The sequence below is a fragment of the Streptomyces sp. NBC_00461 genome (genome assembly GCF_036013935.1).
Classification (GTDB): Bacteria; Actinomycetota; Actinomycetes; order Streptomycetales; family Streptomycetaceae; genus Streptomyces.
On the sequence record NZ_CP107902.1, the window covers coordinates 10,054,652 to 10,072,550 of the forward strand.

The window sequence follows — 17,899 nt, forward strand, 5'->3', positions numbered from 1 at the left end:
CCTTGTTTGTTTCGGGCGCTTCCGGGAATTCGGATTTGTTTCCGCGGGCCCTCCAGTTCCTCGGGTCAGGACTTCGCGGCCCTGGCTGCGTCTTCCTCCGTCTCGGCCAGAGCCGTGGTCAGAGTGCCGCCGGCGTTCTCGAGGTGGGCTCGGACGAACCACTGGAACTGCTCCAGGTCCCGCAGGTGTTCGATGAGCAGGTCCTCCGTTGCCGGGTCGATCTCGCCGACGACCTTGATCGCCGCGCGGACGTCCTCGATGAGGCCGGTGTAGACGACGTTCAGCGCACCGAGGTGGGCGATGGCGTCCTCGCGGCCGATGGAGTAGTCGTCCCAGGTCCGTTCACTGACCAGGGCGCCGGGTGTGCCCTGGGCGACCCCACCGAGTGCGGCGATGCGTTCGGCGACGTCGTCGGCCATGTCACGGACCCTGTCGACCTGAGGGTCGACCATCTGGTGCACGGCGATGAAGTGCGGCCCCACGACGTTCCAGTGCACATGCTTCAGCGTGAGGTGGAGGTCGTTGAGGGCGTGCAGTCGCAGGCGGAGGACATCGATGAGCCGACCGGACGCCTCGCGCTCGATGCCCGGCACCGTGTACTCGGGGGTGAGGTTCTTCGCCATCACAGTCACTCCTTCTCCAGTGGATGGGGTAGGTGTTCCTGGTGCCCCACCTGCGCTCCGACAGACCTGTGAACTCGGTCTCCGGAGGCGGACACCGCCCCCAGGGCGTTGGGTGCGTGTGCTGGTCGCCCGGTGAACCGGTGGGTGGCAGGCTGCTGTGATCGGTGCGCTGAGACATGGAGTGCGAATGGCGAAGCCCGTGACCGTATTCACGCTGGGCGGGACGATCTCCGCCGCTCGGGGAGGCGCCGGGCGACTGACCGGTGCCCAGGTGCTGGCGGACCTGACCGTCGCCGCGGACGTCGACGTACGATTGCGGGACTTCCGGCGGCTCCCCAGCTCGGCACTGACCGTGGACGACCTCGCGGAACTCGCCGAGCTGATCGACGCGGCCGGAGTCCTTGGCTCAGGTGCAGTCGTCGTTCAGGGCACGGACACGATCGAGGAATCGGCCTTCCTCCTCGACCTGTTGTGCACGCATCGCGAGCCCCTCGTGGTCACCGGCGCCATGCGGCGCCCCGACTCACCAGGGGCGGACGGTGCCGCGAACCTGGCCTCGGCCATCGCCGTGGCCGGCGATCCGAGGTTCCGTGACGCAGGTGCCGTCGTGGTGATGGCGGACGAGATCCACGCCGCACGATACGTCCGCAAGGCACACACGACGTCGATCGCCACCTTCGCCTCGCCCGGCGCCGGACCGCTCGGAACCGTGGTGGAGGGCAGACCCCGCGTCCTGCTCCAGCCCCCGGCGCCCACTGTCCCCAGCCCTCTGCGCATCAACCGGGCGGTGCGGGTCGCCCTGGTCACGCTGTCGCTGGGCGATCAAGGAGAACTCATCGACGCCGTGGACGACCGTTTCGACGGGCTTGTCGTGGCGGCCTTCGGGGCGGGGCATGTGCCCGGGTGGCTGGTCCCGTCACTGGAGGACCTCGCTACGCGCATGCCGGTGGTCCTCGCCTCCCGCGCCGGCGCCGGATCGATCCTGGGTACGACGTACCGAGGACCTGGATCGGAGTTCGACCTTCTCCGTCGAGGCCTCATCTCGGCCGGTGTCCTCGACGCACCGAAGGCACGGTTGCTCCTGCATGCGCTGCTGGCCGACGGGGCGGACCGCGCACTCATCGCACTGACCTTTGCAGATCTGACCGGGGAACGCTGAGGCCGCGGCCTTCATGGGGCTGTCTTTAGCGTCGAGTTGCGGCTACCGTCGGACGCCGGTGCTCTCACTGGAGTGACGCTGCCGACTGCGCGCGGTGAGGTACTGGCGCCCCAGAAGTCGTACGGTCGCTGACACCTTGGGACGCGCACCGTGCGCCAGCAGCGCGCTCCCCTTGCGCTCTACGTCCTGCAGGCGCAGGCGTTGCACCGCGATCAGGGTGTCGAGGAATGGCTGAAGCTCGGGTTCGACGAGACGCGGCAGGCCGTCGCAGGAATCCAGCGCCGTGCCGGCGAGGCGCGCCTGGGCGGTGACCAGGCGGTCGACGGCCGGCAAGTGGTCGCCTGTGCCGTGCGCCAGGTCTTCGGTGCCGAGACCGAACCGGTCCAGTGCGTCACGGGGGATGCCGACCCGTCCCTCAGCGGCGTCCTCGGCCAGGTCCGCCAGGAAATCTGTGCGCTGCATCGCCTCGATCAAAGTCCGGCAGCCGTCCTGGAACTTCAACGCGTCCGCCTGGGACGGCGGTTCGAGCAGCGAAGCCGTGAGCATGAGGGCAGGCAACGAGTAACCGTCCACATACGCCTGGAAGTCGTTCTCCGTCTCGAAGCCGTTCCAGGCGACCTCAACCGACGCCCCGTCGAGGAAGTCCCGCACACGCGCCGCCATGAACGGATGCCGACGCGCGGTGTCCGCAAGGGCCCTCAGCATGGGCTGCTCCACGCTGCCGCGACACTCGACAGCGGCCGTGACCGTCCGATCCCAGGAGCGGAGAGCCGCCAGCCGAGCGTCGCTCTCGCCTGTGTCGATGCGGTTGTCCGTCTCGTGCATGAAGGCGACAGCCGCCACGACGGAGGGGTGGAGCCGTGCGGGGAGCAGCAGCCGAACCGCAATGTACTCAGCCGCTGCGAACCGGCGAACCATCGTGCGTTGCGAGCTGTAGTCCCTGCGCAGAGAGGGATCACTGATTCCGCACTGGTCCAGGGCGGCGGGCCACCTGCTCACGCGTCTCCTCGCTACGGGAACTGTCCGATGATCACGCAGACGTCAGCGTATCGGCACGGCGTCGGCCGGAAGGCAGCCCGTGGCTTCACCGTGCGAGCTCGACGAGAGCCTGTACCGCCCGGCTCAGCACCAGCACACCCGTGACGATCAGCAGGGCACCCAGCATCATGGGCACCAGCCACCAACCCGTGCGGATCTCCTCGTCGAACAGGGTGATGCCCAGTGCCAGGCTCACCGCCGCGTCGCCGATGGTGAGCGCGGGCTGAGATGCGGCGAGTGGGCCCGCCTGGAGGGCGTTCTCCAGCAGGAGCACCGCGGTCACTCCGGCCAGTGCGAAACCGTAGGTCTGCCAGGACGTGAGGAACGCCGCGAAGCCGTGGTCGGCGAACGTGCCCGTCGCGGACTTCAGCAGAGCGGCCGTGAGGGCGTTCCCGATCGCTGCCGCGGCACCGAGGAGAGCAGCCCGTACGGCTGCCGGACGTCCTCGCCCCGCCAGGAGAACGGCTGCGGCCATCGCGCCCAGGCACAGGCAGAGCGCCGGGATCCATCGCGTCAGGGGGCTTGGTCCGTGGCTCCGTGCGGGGCGGCGGAGGCCAGGACCAGCGCGAGGCCGGCCACCACGCCGAGCACTCCCCACCAGCCCAGTCCGGCAGCCGGCGGTGCATCAGCGGTGCGGCAATGAGCAGAGCGAAGGGCAGTTCCAGGATGAACAGCGGCTGTACGAGGGCCAGGGGGCCGTTGACCAGGGCCAGGCTGAAACACCGCCGCGCCGATCACCCCGGCCATGCCGATCACCCAGGCGGCCCGGTGGACCAGTTCCGCAAGCAGGCGCAGCCCGCTCCTGCTGGTGGCGGCCGCCTTGCGCTGGAAGGCGGTTCCCATGGCATTGCTCGCGGCGCCCGCGACGGCGAATACCGCGGCCAGCTCGATCATGCGGTGCCTCGGACGGGAGGAGTCAGTGCAGCATCCGTTCTCGTGGTCGACCCCCCGCTGTCCTCAGCGTACGCAGCGGTCGGTGGGGACGCCCACGCTGATGCCCATGCCCATGCCCATGCCCATGCCCATGCCCATGCCCATGCCCACGTCCATGCCCTTGCTCGTGCCTATGCCTATGCCTATGCCTATGCCTATGCCCTTGCCCATGACAATGCCCGCCGGGGTCTCTCCCCGGGCGGGCACTGTCATGCGTCAAGGACGGGCAGGTGCTGGGTCGGCCGAAGCGCTCAGTCTGCAAGGCCATCGATGACGGACGGGCGCGACCAGTACTTCAGCAGTTGCGGATGGACCACACGGGATTCCAGTCCTGGGTTCCCACCTGTGGCGGGGAGAAGGCCCTCAGGACCTGCCCCTGGGCGCCGTAGAAGTACGAAGTGACCGACCCGGTCTGCTTGTTGAGGTAGTAGCCGTCGCCGAGCCAGTGGGACAGGGAGTAGCGGTTGCAGTTGTAGAGGAAGAAGATCTTCCACTTCGAGACGGTCGGATCCCACACCTCGACGCAGAGGTTTCCCGCCGTACAGTCGAACAGCTCGCCCTCCGCCCGGTGAATCCAGTTGGCCGCGGGAGAGATGGTGGGAGATACGGCGGCCGGTGCCGAACGGGACGCGGCGCCGTGGGGCGCAGGCGGCGCGACCTGGACACGGTCGCCGGCGTGGGTGGCGGGGGTGGTCGCTGCCTGAGCCGATCCGGTGGAGAAGGCGGCCGGCAGGGCCCAGGCCACCACAGCGATGATGCTGAGCAAGGAGCGCTTCGCGCGCATGGATGAGACCTCCGTCAGGACGACACCGGGACGTCGGACAGCGGCACCGATCGGGCCGTCCCACATCCCGTCGGGAATGACGGTGCGGGCCGGACCGGTGACCCACACCGGCCCGCACCTCTGCTGTGTCTGATGTATCTGCTGTGTCAGTGGCTCAGCACTCGCCGCGCCACACGACACGGGTGATGGTGAGTCCCGCCTCGCCGTTGGCCTTGTAGCGGCCAGGGCCGGGGTTGTAGTGGAAGCAGTCGGTCGACGGCTGCCCGCCGAGGTACGACGTCACGTCGACGTGGTCGGCGCCCGCAAAGGCGACACCGTTGTTGAAGATGGAGCCGACGCCCAGATTGCCGGACCAGTTGCCGGCGACCTTCAGGACGAGCCGGCCGGTCTGGTTGGGGCCGCTGTAGGCGCAGAAGTAACCCTTGCCGCAACTGGGCGGGTTGGGTTCCGCGGAGGCCGCCGGCGCAGTCGCGAGGACGCCGGTGAACGCCACCGCGACAGCCCCGACTCCCAGTGCGCCGAGTCGCTTTCCGGTCAGCATGGAGCGCATCCCCCTGTTTATCAGCACGTTTATCAGCACTCGCCGCGCCATACGACTTTGACGACACGGGTGCCCGCAACGGCGTTCACCTTGTATGTGCCGGGACCCGGGTTGTAGTGAAGGCAGCCGATTTCCGTTCCGCCCTCCACGGTGTACGTCACGTCGACGTGGTCGGCGCCCGGGAATCGGATCCCGTTGTTGAACGCGGACCGGAAGGCGACGTTCCCAGTCCAGTTCCCGGCGGTTTTCATGACGAGTTGACCGGTCTGGTTCTCTCCGCTGTAGACGCAGAAGTATTCCTTCGGGCAACCGGGCGGATTGGGTTCCGCCGATGCTCCCGGCGCGGTCACCAGCACGGTGGTGAAGGCGGCGGCTGCCACCGCACCGAACGCAGCACGTTTGCGCATGCCGTTGTTCCCCCTCTTGTCGGTACTGCGCGGATCTTGGTCACGTGCGACTTCAGGCTGCCTGCCACCGGCGCCGCGCGCCAGGTGATTCGACCCTTGTCGAAAACGCCTGCTGATGCGCCTGATTGGGCGTGCACCGAGGCTGGATAAGCGAGGCCGGTTGGCGTGAAAGCACATGTCGAGGCATTTGATTCCAGGGGACCATCAGGAGCACCGTATGCCCCCTACTTCAGTTGATCACGTGACCGACTGTGAGATTTCCGTGCTCCGAGTGCATTTCACGCGCGAAGACTTGCTCAGGACTCGTGTCGCTTCCGCTCCCGATCCCTTGTGGGAGATTGTGCTCAGTCTGAATCTGCTGGCGACGCGTCAGGGACGGGCTGTCTTCGACACGTGGCGCGCCCAGGCGCGCACCCGGCTGCGAAGCCTGCCTCAGCAGCAGCTGCACCTGGTCAGGGCACTGGCCCCGCCGCGCGGCAGCTTCCCGGACTTCCTCAATCCGGCCGAGGCCTCGCAAGGGTTGTCGGAGGGCGTCCAGGCGATTCTTGGCACGTCGCGCCGGAGGCTGCGCGAGGAGATGAACGTGCTCACCGTGGCGCCGGCGTGGTTGCGTCCGCTCGCGGACGGCGAGCCCACGGCGCTGGAGACTCTCGGGCAGGCAGTGCACGGCTACTTCGACGCGGCCCTGACTCCTTACTGGTCTGCGGTGCGTGCACAGATCGAGGCGGATCGCGCCGTGCGTGCCCGGGACATGCTTCGGGGCGGTGTCGACGCGTTGCTGTCGGCACTCGGCCCGTCAATGCGCTGGCGTCCGCCGGTGCTGGAAACGGTGTACCCCCTCGACCGTGACCTCCGCCTGGACGGCAGGGGGCTGCTTCTGGTGCCCTCCGTCTTCTGCTGGCAGGCACCCATCACGCTGACCGACCCGAGGCTGCCGCCCGTGCTGGTCTACCCCGTCGCCCGGACACACCACTGGTGGTCGCCACAGCGGGCGAGCGGCCAGACCCGTACGACGCTCGAACGACTTCTCGGCCACGGACGGGCCGCCGTACTCCGCGCCCTGGAGGACGGGTGCACCACCAGCGAGGCGGCCCGACGGGCCGGCGTGACCGCCGCGACAGCCAGCGAACACGTCAGGATCCTTCGGGAGGGGGAGCTGGCCGCTTCGGTCCGTGATCGGAACACCGTGCTGCACGTTCTCACTCCGCTGGGCCTCACCCTGCTGAGGGCCAACCGGTCGGGGCAGCCCATCGCGTCGACGGACAGGATGAGGATGTGAGACACGCCGGAGGGCGGTGGATCGCAGGGTATGGAGGCGCTCCCTGCCGTCGGCTTTGTGGCAGGGCCCCGCGAAAGCTGTGACGATGGCATACAGGCTGCAGACCCGACGGCAACGTGGGAGATGACATGCCGATCAGCCGGTTGGGACTCGTCGTGCACGGAGGTCGTCCCGAGGCGGTGTCGGGAGCGCGGACCGTGCGTGAGTGGTGCGCGCGGTACGGCATCGGCTGCGTCGACATCGACGTGTGGCAGGGCCAGGGAAGCCGGCGCAGCGGACGTGACGAGATGCGGGCCGCGGGCAGTCCCGACCTCATCGTGACGCTCGGCGGAGACGGCACCTTCCTTCGCGGCGCCCGCATCGCCGCGAAGAAGAACAGCAAAGTCCTCGGCGTCGACCTCGGCAAGGTCGGATTTCTGACGGAGACCGCGGTCACCGACGTCGAGCGGGCACTGGATGCCATACACGCAGGGCAGTCCGAGTGCGAGGAGCGCATGACTCTCACCGTGCAGGCGTCGAGGCTGCTGGAGATGCCCACGGACCTGGAGCAGTTCCTCTGCTACGGCCGCGGGCCCGCTCTTCCACCGCCACCACCGCAGTCGGATCCAGCGCTGGAGGAAGGCGGGGGCATCGCGCTCGACGTCACCGCCCTCAACGACGTCGTGGTGGAGAAACTGGCCCGGGACCGCCAGGTCGGTCTGGGCGTCTACATCGCCGGCAGGCTGCTGGCTTCGTACTCGGCGGACGGCGTCATCATCGCCACCCCGACGGGTTCGACCGCCTACAGCTTCGCCGCCGGTGGACCGGTGCTGTCTCCCCGGATGCGAGCGGTGATCTTCACCCCCGTCGCCCCGCACATGACGTTCAACCGCACCGTGGTCGCGAGCGCGGACGAGCCGATCGTCCTTCGCGTGCTGCCACACTCCGGGCGGGCCGCGATGAGCGTGGACGGGCAGCCGCGAGGCATCCTCGACCCCGGCGACTGGATCGGGGTGACGGCGGCGCCCGAGCCCTTGCGCCTGGTCAGGCTCAACCCCGCCAACTTCTACGGGCGCCTGCGGGAGCGCATGCGGCTGACCGACGCCCCCGCCACAGCCGCGGACGGTGAGGCGGCGCCGCAGTTCATGTCCAGCCGACCTGTTCGGGACGGCGTACGCCCTCTTGACGCCCCGCCGCTGCCCTGACGAGCCGGACCACTCGGCCGGGTCGGGCGACCTGTCGACAACCGATGCGCCGAACTTGCCCGGCTGGTGCGCCATTTGAGCGTGAAGTGTGGCCTCCGGTACGTGCCGGGCTTCGTCGATGATCCGGGCGGCGAACACCGCGGTGGTGTCCCACCCGCCGCCGCCCTCCGAGGCCGCGCCGGAGCCGGCGCGCGCGCCGGCTCCGCCGGCCGGCGGGGACACCTCGCCTGAGCACGCCTCAGTCGTACGGGCCTCCGCCGGCCGTGGGACGCACATCCCCGGAACGGGAAGGAGGAACGCGTCAGCCCGGCACGGTGCCTGTCGCCGCGGCGGTACGGGTGGGACGCCTGGGGCTGGATCGGACCGCATCCCCTGCTTGCGGCGGTTCTCCGCGCGGCATTACCAGCGCGCGCAGCACGACCGGCCCGGGGAACGCGGCGACCTCCCCGATGTCCTGCCAGCCCCACGACTCGAACGCGGCCCGGGCGGCCCGGTCGGCCGGATGGACCAGGGTGAGCCCGAGTGTGGCGTGTCGTGCGGTCAGCAGGCGCTGCTGGAGCCGGTGGGCGATGGCGCGGTTTTGTCCGTGGGGATCGGCGACAACCTGGGTGAGCGCGAAAGCCTGTCCCGCGGCGGTGAGTCGTGCCACGCTCCGCTGTGGCGCCGGGTCGACCCCGCGCCACCACAGGTCCCTGCGGCCCACTGGAACGCCGAAGGCGCAGCCGACCACGGTCGTCGTCTCCGCGAGAACGAGGGCGAACCCGGGACGCCGGACATCGCCGGCCAGACGACGTAGGAAGTCCCGTCGGCCGCGGCACCTCTCGACGACCGATCCCGGGGTGGACTCGACGTACAGGTCCGCGAGGTCTTCCCGCAGGTCCTGGGCCTGCTGGCGGCTGAGCCGGCGCAGGCGGATCGCGTCCTTGAAGGCCGGCGCACGAGTGCCGCCGTCGAATGTCCCCGTGCCGCTGTTCATTGCGGGCTCGGCGGGGGAGCCGCCGTGTGGAGGTCGTGCAGGAGGGAGGGCGGCACCGGAGCCGATGGAGGGCCGAGGAGCAGGGGAGCGGAACCGGTGTGCGCGAGGAGCCGAGCCGTCTGCGGGGACGGGTGGTGCAGGCGCAGGGACGCGTGGGCCGCGGTCGCGTGCTGTGACGCGTCGACGAAGACGTCCGTACCGGTGCCGTCGCAGTGCCCGAGGGCCGTCAGATCGACGTCGATGGTGACGATCCCGTCGTGCAGGCATCGCTCCAGCGCGTCGCGCACGAGGGGAGCGGTGGCCGGGCCGATGTCTCCGGCCAGGGTGATCAGTGCACGCGTGCCCCGGTCGTGCCGGTAGATGTTCAGCGGTGGAAGAGTCATGACGCCTCGGTTCGTGGGATCCACCGGGTCGGATACGGCGGTCATCAGGCGGGCGGCCGACGCCGCGTCGGTCTCGGGCGGGATGACCAGCAGGTCCCGGCGGCCCGTATGGGAGGAGAGCAGCAGCGGCGTGTGCGGGACGACCGGCCGGAGTGCGGGGTTGACGGCGACCCGGGTGACACGACCGCACAGCGGGTCCAACAGGTCCGTCAGCGACGGCAGTTCGTGCAACAGGTGGCGGGAGCGTGGCCACCAGGAGCCGTCGAGGAGACCGGGGGAGGGGCCCTCGGTCCTCAGCCTGAGGCCGGCGGCCGGGCTGGTGATGGGTGTGCGGGGCGGCAGGGATGCTGTTGCCTCGAACGAAGCGGACATGACATGCGCCTGTCTCCCGGCCGTCCGGTGCGGGCGTGATCCGGGTTTCGTCGCTCACCGAGAACGACCCGGCGCGGAAGCCGGTATGCGAGTGCCCTCGATGTCATCCACGGTACTCCCGCCCGCATCACGGCGACTGTCCCGGCAGTCAGGAGGATGGCAGGAGTCAGAAGGGCGGCAGGAGTACGGTGGGGTTATCGAGGGCACCTCGCACACCGGTGACCGAACCGGTCTCGTCCTCGTCGTGCGCCGACACGGACCGCTCCGGTCCGGGGCAGGGTCCGCCCTATGACATCCGAAACTGCGCGCCCTGCGCACCCTCCGCACCGTCCCGAGGCACTGGACGAGCCGAACGGGCGCGGCCGGGTGGAGGTGCGCATCGTCTCCGACGACGCCGAAGCGGCCCGGCGCGTCGCGGACGCGCTCCGGCTGTTGTTCGCCGGTGACGAGCAGCGCAGTTATCCGGTGGGTCCCTCCGGGACGGGGACGCGACTGCACCTCACGCTGGATGCCACAGGCGCCGTCGGCCCGCTCCGCTCCTGGCTCGACACCAGCAGGGCGCCCGTCGACCGAACCCACCACGGTGAGACAGCCTGACGGCTCGCAAACTCCCTCCCCACACCCCTTCGGCAGCCCCGTTGGAGCGGCGAGCCCGGCCAGGCCCTGGCGTTCGCCCGTGATGCGTTCGACGGCGCACCCGAGGGCCATCGGCTCGGCTGTGTGATCGCCATGGCGCACATCGAGGACTGGGTGGAGTCGGACGACAAGAACTGCCTCGTAACCCCGGAGATCCAGGACGAGTTGCTGGACGCGGCCGAGCGCAGCATCCTCCACCCCGCCTACGTGTCCCGCCCTGGCTGGCAGGAGGACTTCAACATTTTTGCGATGGCCCTGTCACTGGCGGCCGAGAGGATCGCGTTGCCGCGCGTCTTCGACCAGCTGCAAGGCGCCTGCACATCGTGGCCCTGGAAGTACATGGCGCAGCCGGAAAAGGCGTACGCCCGCGCCCGGCGCAACGCCTGAATCCGCCACCCCTTCACCCCGCCAGCCACTGCTCGTCACCTCACCTCACCCCGGACTGCCCGATGACTCTGCCCCACACCCCTTCGAGCCCGGCCGACGCCGACCGCACCTTCCAGGTGGATCTGCGCGGCCTCGTCGATCTCCTCTCCCACCACCTCTACTCCAGCCCTCGCGTCTACCTGCGCGAACTCCTCCAGAACGCGGTGGACGCGCTGACCGCGCGGCACGGCCTCGAACCGGACGCCCCCGCCGATGCCTCCGCCGACGCCTTCGGCATCCGCGTGTACGCCGACGGTTCGGTGGTGCGCGTCGAGGACGACGGAGTCGGTCTCACCGAGGCCGACGTGCACACCTTCCTCGCCACGATCGGCCGCAGCAGCAAGCGCGCCATGGGGGTCCCCCCGGCCGAGCCCATTCGAGGCTGGGGGAGGATCGCCGAGCAACGCGCCGATTTCATCGGCCAGTTCGGCATCGGCCTGCTCTCCTGCTTCCTGGTCGCGGACGAGATCCACGTCCTGAGTCGTTCCGCCCGTACCCCGGACGCGCCCGCCGTGGAGTGGCGGGGACGCGGCGACGGCAGCTACACCGTCCGCACCCTGCCCGCCTCCGCACGCCCCCGGCCCGGCACCACCGTCACGCTGACGCCGCGCGCCGAAGCGGCCGAGTGGACCCGGCCGGTACGGGTCCACGAGCTGGCCCGGCACTTCGGTTCCCTGCTGCGTCACCCCGTGACCTTCCACGACGGCACGGCCGGCCCGGGCGCACCCGTGAACGCCGAGCCCGCACCCTGGGCGCGTACCCACCCCACACCGGGAACCCGTTCGCGCGCACTGGCCGCATACGGCGAGGACGTCTTCGGGTTCACGCCGCTGGACACCATCGAGCTGGACCTCCCGGCCGTGGGGCTGAAGGGCATCGCGTGCGTACTGCCCGAGGCCGTACCGGCCGGACGACGACACGGTCACCGCGTGCACGTCAAGGGCATGCTGCTGTCCGAGCATGCCGAGGAGATCCTGCCGGAGTGGGCGTTCTTCGTCCGCTGCGTCGTCGACGCCGAGAGCCTGCGCCCGACGGCATCCCGCGAGTCGCTGTACGAGGACGACACCCTCGCCGCGGTCCGTGACGCCCTCGCCGAGCGGCTGCGCGCGTGGATCGCCCGGACCGCCGCAAGCGACCCGGACCTCCTCGGCCGCTTCCTCCAGGCCCACCACCTGGCCGTGAAGTCCCTCGCCGTGCACGACGACGAGATCCTGCGGATGCTGCTGCCCTGGCTGCCGTTCGAGACCACCGACGGGCACGCCACACTGGACGAGTTCGCACGCAGCCATCGCACCGTGCTCGTGACAGCCAGCGTGGAGGAGTTCCGGCAGGTCGCCGCGATCGCCTCGGCCGCCGGACTCGGCGTCGTCAACGGCGGCTACACCTACGACCGTCAACTGGTCCACCGGCTGCCGGAGATCAGACCCGAGGTCTCCGTCGCCGACCTCGACCCGGCAACCCTCACCGCCCATCTCGACCCCGTGGACCGGGAGACGGAACTGGCCGCCGCGGCCTACCTCGCTCAGGCCCGCGACGCCCTCGCCGTCTTCGACTGCGACGTCGCGCTGCGCACCTTCCAGCCCGCCTCCGCCCCGGCCCTCCTCCTGGACAGCCGCGAGGCCCGGCACGAGCGCACCCGCTCCCAGCTCGCGCGCGAGCAGCAGGGCGGCCTGTGGGGCGACATCCTCGGCCACCTGCGCCAGGAAGCCCCGAGGGCCCAGCTGATCCTCAACCAGCTCAATCCGCTGGTCCGTACCGCCGTCACCATCGACGAACCCGAACTGGCCCGCACCAGCGCCGAAGCCCTCTACGGGCAGGCGGCGATGCTGTCCCGGCGCCCGCTCAGGCCGGCCGAATCGAGCCTGATCAACCGCTCCTTCCTCGACCTCCTCGCCCACGCCCTCCGCAAGGACAGCTGACGATGCCGACCGCACCCCTTCCCCGGAACACAGACGAGCTGTACCGGGCACTCCAGGAGAACGACCGGCGCCCCTACGGCCGCACCCGCACCGTCACCGCAGAGGAACTCGTCGACGCCGCCGAGCAGTTCGCCGAGCCCGTCCCGCTCGTCCACGCGCTCCTGGAACTCCAGGAGGCGTACACCTACGGCTCCGAGCCCCGCAAGTCACCCGTCGTCTTCGCCCGCCTGCTCACCCTCTTCGACGAGCAGCCCGACGTCTTCGACGAGCGCCTGCGCCACCAGCTGTTCTGGCGGTTCAAGTGGGTGGCCAACGCCCTGCGCGCCCTGCCCGAGGTACCGCTGAGCAGCCTGCGGCAGTGGCAGACGGAGATGCGCGACCGGTACGAGAAGGCCGGCCTCGGCCTGCAGCCGTACTACGGACAGGCCTACCAACTCGCCGCCCACATCGGCGAGGACACCACCCGCGCCTACGAGCTGTGGGCGGCCCGCAGCCGCACCCGGCTCAGCGACTGCGAGGCCTGCGAGATCTGCGAGCAGGCCCTCCACCACCTGACGACCGGCGACGACGAACGGGCGCTGCGCACCTGGGAGCCCGTCCTGGCCGGGAAGGAATCCTGCCAGGAGGAGCCCGCCCGCTCCGTCTCGTACGCCCTGCTGCCCCTGCTGCGCACCGGACGCACCGACCGGGCCCGCGAGCTGCACCTCGCCGGTTACCGCGGCTGCCGCCGCAACCCCTCGATGCCCGGGGAGGTCGGCCGGCACCTGGAATTCTGTGCGCTGACCGGCAACGAGGCACGCGGCCTGGAGCTGCTCGCCGAAAACCGGAACCTGTTCGACGAGGTCGACTCGCCGCTGGACGTGCTCAGCTTCCTCACCGGCGTGGAGGTCCTCCTCCAGCGTGTCGAACTCCTCGGCCACGGTGGACTGCCCGCCGCCGGATACGCGGGCCGCACCTGGACGGTGGCCGGCCTGCGCGCCGAGATACGGGACCGTGCCGACGAACTCGCCGCCCGATTCGACGCCCGCAACAACACCAGCGCCCACACCGACCGCCGCACGGCCCGCCTCAAGCGCGCGCCGCTCCTGGACGCGCTGGAACTGACCCTGCGCACCCGCAGCCTCGGCACCGTCGCCCCGGCCGTCCAGGCTGCCCCGCCCGCCGCTCCCGCGGCCACCACCGCACCCGAGCCGCTGCCCGAACTCATCCTTCGGGCAAGGGCGTTGAGCGAGCAGGGACACCCTGACGCACAGGCCTGCTGGACGCGCCTGCGCACGCTGGTCGCCGCCCCCGACTACACCCACCCCGACGACGCGGCCGTGGGCCCGCTCGCCCGCCTGCGCGCCGACCTGCTGACCGAGGATGCGAGCGCGGCGGGCGAGAAGGACCAGTTCACCGTCGCGGCAGCCCTCCACGAGCAGGCCGCGGGCCTGTACGACGACGCCGGGGAGCCGGGGCACGCGGCGCTCGCCCGCGCCTGCGCCCTGGTCGCCATCGCAGAGACCCCTGGGCAGGGCGCTGACGGAGCAGAGACGAAGACCGCCGCGCTCACCGCAGCACACGCGTCCCTCGTCGGCCTCCACGAGAAGACATCCGGCCTCACCCCCTACCAGGAGGTCCGTCTGCTGCGACTGCGGGCGACCGTGCTCGGCCTGCGACTTCAGGCGTCGCGGAACGAGGAGCACGTCGCGCCGGTCCTCGCCGAGGCCGACCTGCTGCACGAATTCGCCACCCGGTACGACGTCGTCGGGCAGATCTCCGGCGCCCTGCTGCTGCGGGCCGGCACCCACGCCCTCTCCGGCGACCTGCCCGCCGCGGTCACCGAGATCGACGCCCTCCGGGACCGGCTTGAGGCACACGGCCCCGCCTGGCACCTGCCCCGCACGCTCGGACTGCGAGGCCGGTTCCAGCTGGGCCTGCGAGACGCGCAGGCAGCCCACACGGACCTGGCCGAGGCTCTTCGCCTGGCCGCCGAGTGGCCCGCCAAAACGGTCGGCACCGCCCGCCTGCACGCTGATCTGGCCGAGGCCTGCCTGCACCTGGGCCGCCCGGACGAGGCACTGCGGCACCTCACGCGCTCCGCGGAACTGGAACTGCGCCACGGAAACCGCACGGAGGCGTTCTGCACCTACAGCAACGCGGCCCAGCTCAGCCTCGACCTGGGCCGGGTCGAGGACTGCATCGCGCTGCTCGACTCGCTTCTGACCGAACCGGACGTCGCGTCGGGGGAGTTGGACGACCGGCTCGCCGCCCAGCTGCGCCTGACCCGCGCCCGCGCGCTGCACGCGGGCGATGACCTGAAGGCCGCCACGGCGGAGTTCGCCGCCCTCGCGGCCGAGTCGGCAGGCTGGGACGACGACCCGGGAAGCCACGCCATGATCGCCGCGGAGACGGCCGTACTCCTCGGTGAGTCCGGCGAGTTCGACCGCGCCCGCGAGGCCGTCGACCAGGCACTCGCCGCCCACGTCCACGAGCCGCGCTACGAGCAGCTCAGCAACTGCCTGCGCGAACTCGCCCGCCTCAAGGCGAACCAGCACGGCCCCGACGGCCTGGCCGACGCCCTCGCCTTCCTCGCCGACGCCGGCCGGGTCGCGGACGAGGCCCGCGCCGCCGCCTTCGAGGCCCGCGGCCGTTCCCTGGACACCGCGCTGGCCTACGAACACGGTCGGGTCAACGCCTACGCCGGTCAGCACGAGGACGCCTTGGCCGCCCTGGACAAGGCACTCGCGCTGCTCGGCGAGCCGGGGCCACAGGACGACCACGCCGGCGAGTGGGCCGAGTGCGTCCGTCTCGCCGGTGCCGTGGAAGGGCTCTACCTGAAACGTCCTGCCCCCGCGCTCACCCGCCTCGACGCGGCGGTCACCCGCCTGACCGCCCTGGGCCACACCGAGGAAACCGAACCGCTCACCTCCTTGGCGACCCGTCTGCGCGACGAACAGTGATCCACAGGTAGTGGCGTGGTGCCGGGTCGGGCTGTCGACCCGGCACCACGACCCCGTCGTGGCTGTCCACCGTGGGCTGTCCACCAGGGAGCGGCCGGGGCTGGCAGGGGCACGGCAGGGAGTCGGGCAGCCAGGCGGGCGTGATGTGGCACTCCGGACCTGCGGGTTCGGACGAGCGCGACGGCCGACTTCGATCCTTCACCGGGTTTGCGACAGCCGCGGGCGAGCAGAGCACGGCCGCAATGCTGATGCTCGGGCTGTCGCTGGGGTGCCTGCGCGGCACCATGTCCGCGACACTGCCGGCACTGTTCCCGACCCAGGTGCGCTACGGCCCCCTGTCCATCGGCTACAACCTCGCTGTCTCCCTGTTCGGCGGCACCACCCCCTTCGTCATCACCGCGCTGATCTCCGTGACCGGGAACGACCTCATGCCCGCCTTCTACGTGATGGCCGCGTCCGTCGTCGGTGTGATCGCCGTGGCGTGCATGCGGGAGACGGCACGACGGCCTCTGGCCGCCTCGCCGCCCTCCGTGGCCACCCCGAGGAGGCCGCCCGCATGGTGGAGAGCCGGGCACCGACGCCGAGGTTCTGACGCGCGCGTGGTGTGCCCTCCGCCGGGCGGGAACCCTGATGCAATCAGGTCGACACACAGGCGAAGGAGAAGCGGTGCCGACGCAGGCTGACGCCGACGGACCCGACCCACGGCGCTGGAAGGCGCTGTGGGTCACGCTGGTGGCCGGGTTCATGAGCCTGCTGGACGTGACGATCGTGGCGGTCGCGCTCCCGTCCATGCAGCGCGACCTGCACGCTTCGGCACCCGCCATCCAGTGGGTGGTCTCCGGCTACGCCCTCACCTTCGCCCTGGTCCTGGTGACCGCCGGCCGCGTCGGTGACGCGATCGGCAGGCGCCGTATCTTCCTGCTGGCCCTGGCGGCCTTCGTCCTGTGCAGCGCGGCGGCGGGCGCGGCACCCGGCATCGCGTTCCTGATCGCCGCCCGCCTCGCCCAGGGCGTCGCGGCGGGCTGCCTCGCCCCGCAGAACTCCGCCCTCATCCAGCAGATGTTCAGAGGAGCCGAACGCGGGCGCGCCTTCGGTCTGTTCGGCGCCGTCGTGGGCATCTCCAGCGCCGTGGGCCCGATCGTGGGCGGCCTCATCCTGACACTCGCCGACGGCCCTCAGGGCTGGCGCTGGATCTTCTACGTCAATGTCCCGGTCGGCGCCGTCGCCCTGCTGCTTGGCATGCGGCTGCTGCCCAGGACGGCCCCCGGCCGCCGGGAGCCACTCGACCTGGGCGGCGTCGCCCTCCTCGGGTGCGGGGTCCTGGCGCTGATGCTGCCGCTGGTCCTGGCCGAGTCGGGCGGCGTAGGACGACTGTGGTGGCTGTTCCCGGTGGGGGCGGCCTTGCTGGCCGGCTTCGTACGGTGGGAGCGGCGCGTCGCCGCCGGCAACGGCCAACCGCTGCTGGACCCCCGGCTCGTCACGACCACACGCGGCTATGCCGTCGGCGCGGCCATCGCCACGCTGTACTTCGTCGGCTTCAGCGGAGTGTGGCTGGTCTTCGCCCTCTACTTCCAGAACGGCCTCGACTACTCGCCCCTGCGCTCAGGACTGGCGGTGACGCCGTTCGCGATCGGATCGGCCTGCGCGGCGGCACTGGCAGGCCGCCTCGTGGACCGATGGGGCCGCCTGCTGACCGTGTGCGGCCTGGTCGGCGTGACGCTGGGCCTGGGCGGCACCGCGCTGATCCTCCTCCTGGCACCCGCCCACGTGGCCGCCTGGCTCACCGTGCCCGTGCTGTTCGCAGGCGGCCTGGGCAGCGGATGTGTCATCTCCCCGAACATCACCATGACCCTGCGCGATGTACCGGTGCGCATGGCCGGCGCGGCCGGCGGCGCCCTGCAGACCGGGCAGCGGCTCGGCGGATCGGTGGGCACGGCGGCGCTGCCCGGCCTCTTCTACGTCGTGCTGGGCGCCGGCGCCCACGACTACCGCACCGCCGTGGCGACCGCCGTCGGCCTCGGCATCCTCCCCGTCGTGTGCTCGCTCACCCTCGCGGTCCACGACTGGCGCCACGATCGCCGCGCCGACCGGCACCAGAGTCCACCGGACGTCTCGCACGGCCACTCGCACGCGGGTCAGGGCTGAGGCACGTAGCGGCTGCGGGAGCCGTGTGCCGCGTGCCTACCTGCGTCGGCGAACATGGTGCGGCGAATGCCCAGGGTGTCGCCGGTGACCGGCACATGTCGTCGCCGGCCGGGATCGCGGCTCTCCGTAGGGATCGATCCCGGCCCGGCGTC

At 70.9% G+C, this 17,899-nt stretch carries 15 protein-coding genes and 3 pseudogenes; 9 read left to right on the forward strand and 9 right to left on the reverse strand.

Features of this window, described 5'->3' with window-relative positions; all coding sequences use genetic code 11:
- Positions 1–65: 65 nt before the first annotated feature.
- A complete protein-coding gene (locus OG870_RS46435) occupies positions 66–623 on the reverse strand; it encodes a Dps family protein (protein ID WP_266588104.1) in 558 nt (185 codons plus the stop codon).
- 187 nt (positions 624–810) lie between these two features.
- Here OG870_RS46435 and OG870_RS46440 point away from each other — a divergent pair, with 187 nt between their 5' ends.
- Positions 811–1,782: an asparaginase gene (locus OG870_RS46440; RefSeq protein WP_327692246.1), complete on the forward strand. Its 972-nt coding sequence runs from the start codon at positions 811–813 to the stop codon at positions 1,780–1,782.
- A 42-nt stretch (positions 1,783–1,824) separates the two neighbouring features.
- Here OG870_RS46440 and OG870_RS46445 read toward each other — a convergent pair whose 3' ends face one another.
- The 6 genes and pseudogenes from OG870_RS46445 to OG870_RS46470 form a co-directional block, all read right to left on the reverse strand.
- Entirely contained in the window at positions 1,825–2,781 is a 957-nt protein-coding gene (locus tag OG870_RS46445) for a phytoene/squalene synthase family protein (RefSeq protein WP_327692247.1), read from the reverse strand.
- A gap of 85 nt (positions 2,782–2,866) precedes the next feature.
- Positions 2,867–3,714, reverse strand: a pseudogene (locus tag OG870_RS46450) (DMT family transporter).
- 63 nt (positions 3,715–3,777) lie between these two features.
- The gene (locus OG870_RS46455) at positions 3,778–3,966 is read right to left on the reverse strand and encodes a hypothetical protein (RefSeq protein WP_327692248.1); all 189 of its coding nucleotides are present in this window, start codon (positions 3,964–3,966) and stop codon (positions 3,778–3,780) included.
- Positions 3,967–4,048: 82 nt separating this feature from the next.
- The gene (locus OG870_RS46460; RefSeq protein ID WP_266588110.1) at positions 4,049–4,537 is read right to left on the reverse strand and encodes a hypothetical protein; all 489 of its coding nucleotides are present in this window, start codon (positions 4,535–4,537) and stop codon (positions 4,049–4,051) included.
- 154 nt (positions 4,538–4,691) lie between these two features.
- Positions 4,692–5,087 carry a peptidase inhibitor family I36 protein gene (locus tag OG870_RS46465; RefSeq protein ID WP_266528665.1) on the reverse strand — a complete coding sequence of 132 codons (396 nt, stop codon included), beginning with the start codon at positions 5,085–5,087 and terminating at the stop codon, positions 4,692–4,694.
- Between the two features lie 23 nt (positions 5,088–5,110).
- Positions 5,111–5,485 (reverse strand): peptidase inhibitor family I36 protein, encoded by a 375-nt coding sequence (locus OG870_RS46470; RefSeq protein WP_266528308.1) that lies wholly within the window; start codon positions 5,483–5,485, stop codon positions 5,111–5,113.
- 340 nt (positions 5,486–5,825) lie between these two features.
- On the opposite strand from OG870_RS46470, the gene OG870_RS46475 reads away from it, so the two are divergent.
- Both OG870_RS46475 and OG870_RS46480 read left to right on the forward strand, forming a co-directional pair.
- Entirely contained in the window at positions 5,826–6,764 is a 939-nt protein-coding gene (locus tag OG870_RS46475; protein WP_266528311.1) for a winged helix-turn-helix domain-containing protein, read from the forward strand.
- 128 nt (positions 6,765–6,892) lie between these two features.
- Positions 6,893–7,948 carry an NAD(+)/NADH kinase gene (locus tag OG870_RS46480; protein ID WP_266588114.1) on the forward strand — a complete coding sequence of 352 codons (1,056 nt, stop codon included), beginning with the start codon at positions 6,893–6,895 and terminating at the stop codon, positions 7,946–7,948.
- Between the two features lie 301 nt (positions 7,949–8,249).
- Here OG870_RS46480 and OG870_RS46485 read toward each other — a convergent pair whose 3' ends face one another.
- Together OG870_RS46485 and OG870_RS46490 are read right to left on the reverse strand one after the other, a co-directional pair.
- On the reverse strand, positions 8,250–8,924 hold the full coding sequence (locus OG870_RS46485; protein WP_327692249.1) for a hypothetical protein: 675 nt from the start codon (positions 8,922–8,924) through the stop codon (positions 8,250–8,252).
- Complete coding sequence (locus OG870_RS46490; protein ID WP_327692250.1) at positions 8,921–9,679, reverse strand: STAS domain-containing protein; 759 nt, start codon at positions 9,677–9,679, stop codon at positions 8,921–8,923. The genes OG870_RS46485 and OG870_RS46490 overlap by 4 nt, the downstream gene beginning before the upstream one ends.
- 288 nt (positions 9,680–9,967) lie before the next feature.
- On the opposite strand from OG870_RS46490, the gene OG870_RS46495 reads away from it, so the two are divergent.
- From OG870_RS46495 to OG870_RS46520, 6 genes and pseudogenes are all read left to right on the forward strand, one after another.
- Entirely contained in the window at positions 9,968–10,276 is a 309-nt protein-coding gene (locus OG870_RS46495; protein WP_327692251.1) for a hypothetical protein, read from the forward strand.
- 33 nt (positions 10,277–10,309) lie between these two features.
- Positions 10,310–10,702: pseudogene (locus OG870_RS46500) on the forward strand (hypothetical protein); the annotation flags it as partial.
- Positions 10,703–10,764: 62 nt separating this feature from the next.
- A complete protein-coding gene (locus OG870_RS46505) occupies positions 10,765–12,660 on the forward strand; it encodes an HSP90 family protein (protein WP_327692252.1) in 1,896 nt (631 codons plus the stop codon).
- Positions 12,661–12,662: 2 nt separating this feature from the next.
- Positions 12,663–15,602 (forward strand): hypothetical protein, encoded by a 2,940-nt coding sequence (locus OG870_RS46510; RefSeq protein WP_327692253.1) that lies wholly within the window; start codon positions 12,663–12,665, stop codon positions 15,600–15,602.
- A 233-nt stretch (positions 15,603–15,835) separates the two neighbouring features.
- Positions 15,836–16,194: pseudogene (locus OG870_RS46515) on the forward strand (MFS transporter); the annotation flags it as partial.
- Positions 16,195–16,232: 38 nt separating this feature from the next.
- Positions 16,233–17,747 (forward strand): MFS transporter, encoded by a 1,515-nt coding sequence (locus OG870_RS46520; RefSeq protein WP_327692254.1) that lies wholly within the window; start codon positions 16,233–16,235, stop codon positions 17,745–17,747.
- Positions 17,748–17,899 lie beyond the last annotated feature (152 nt).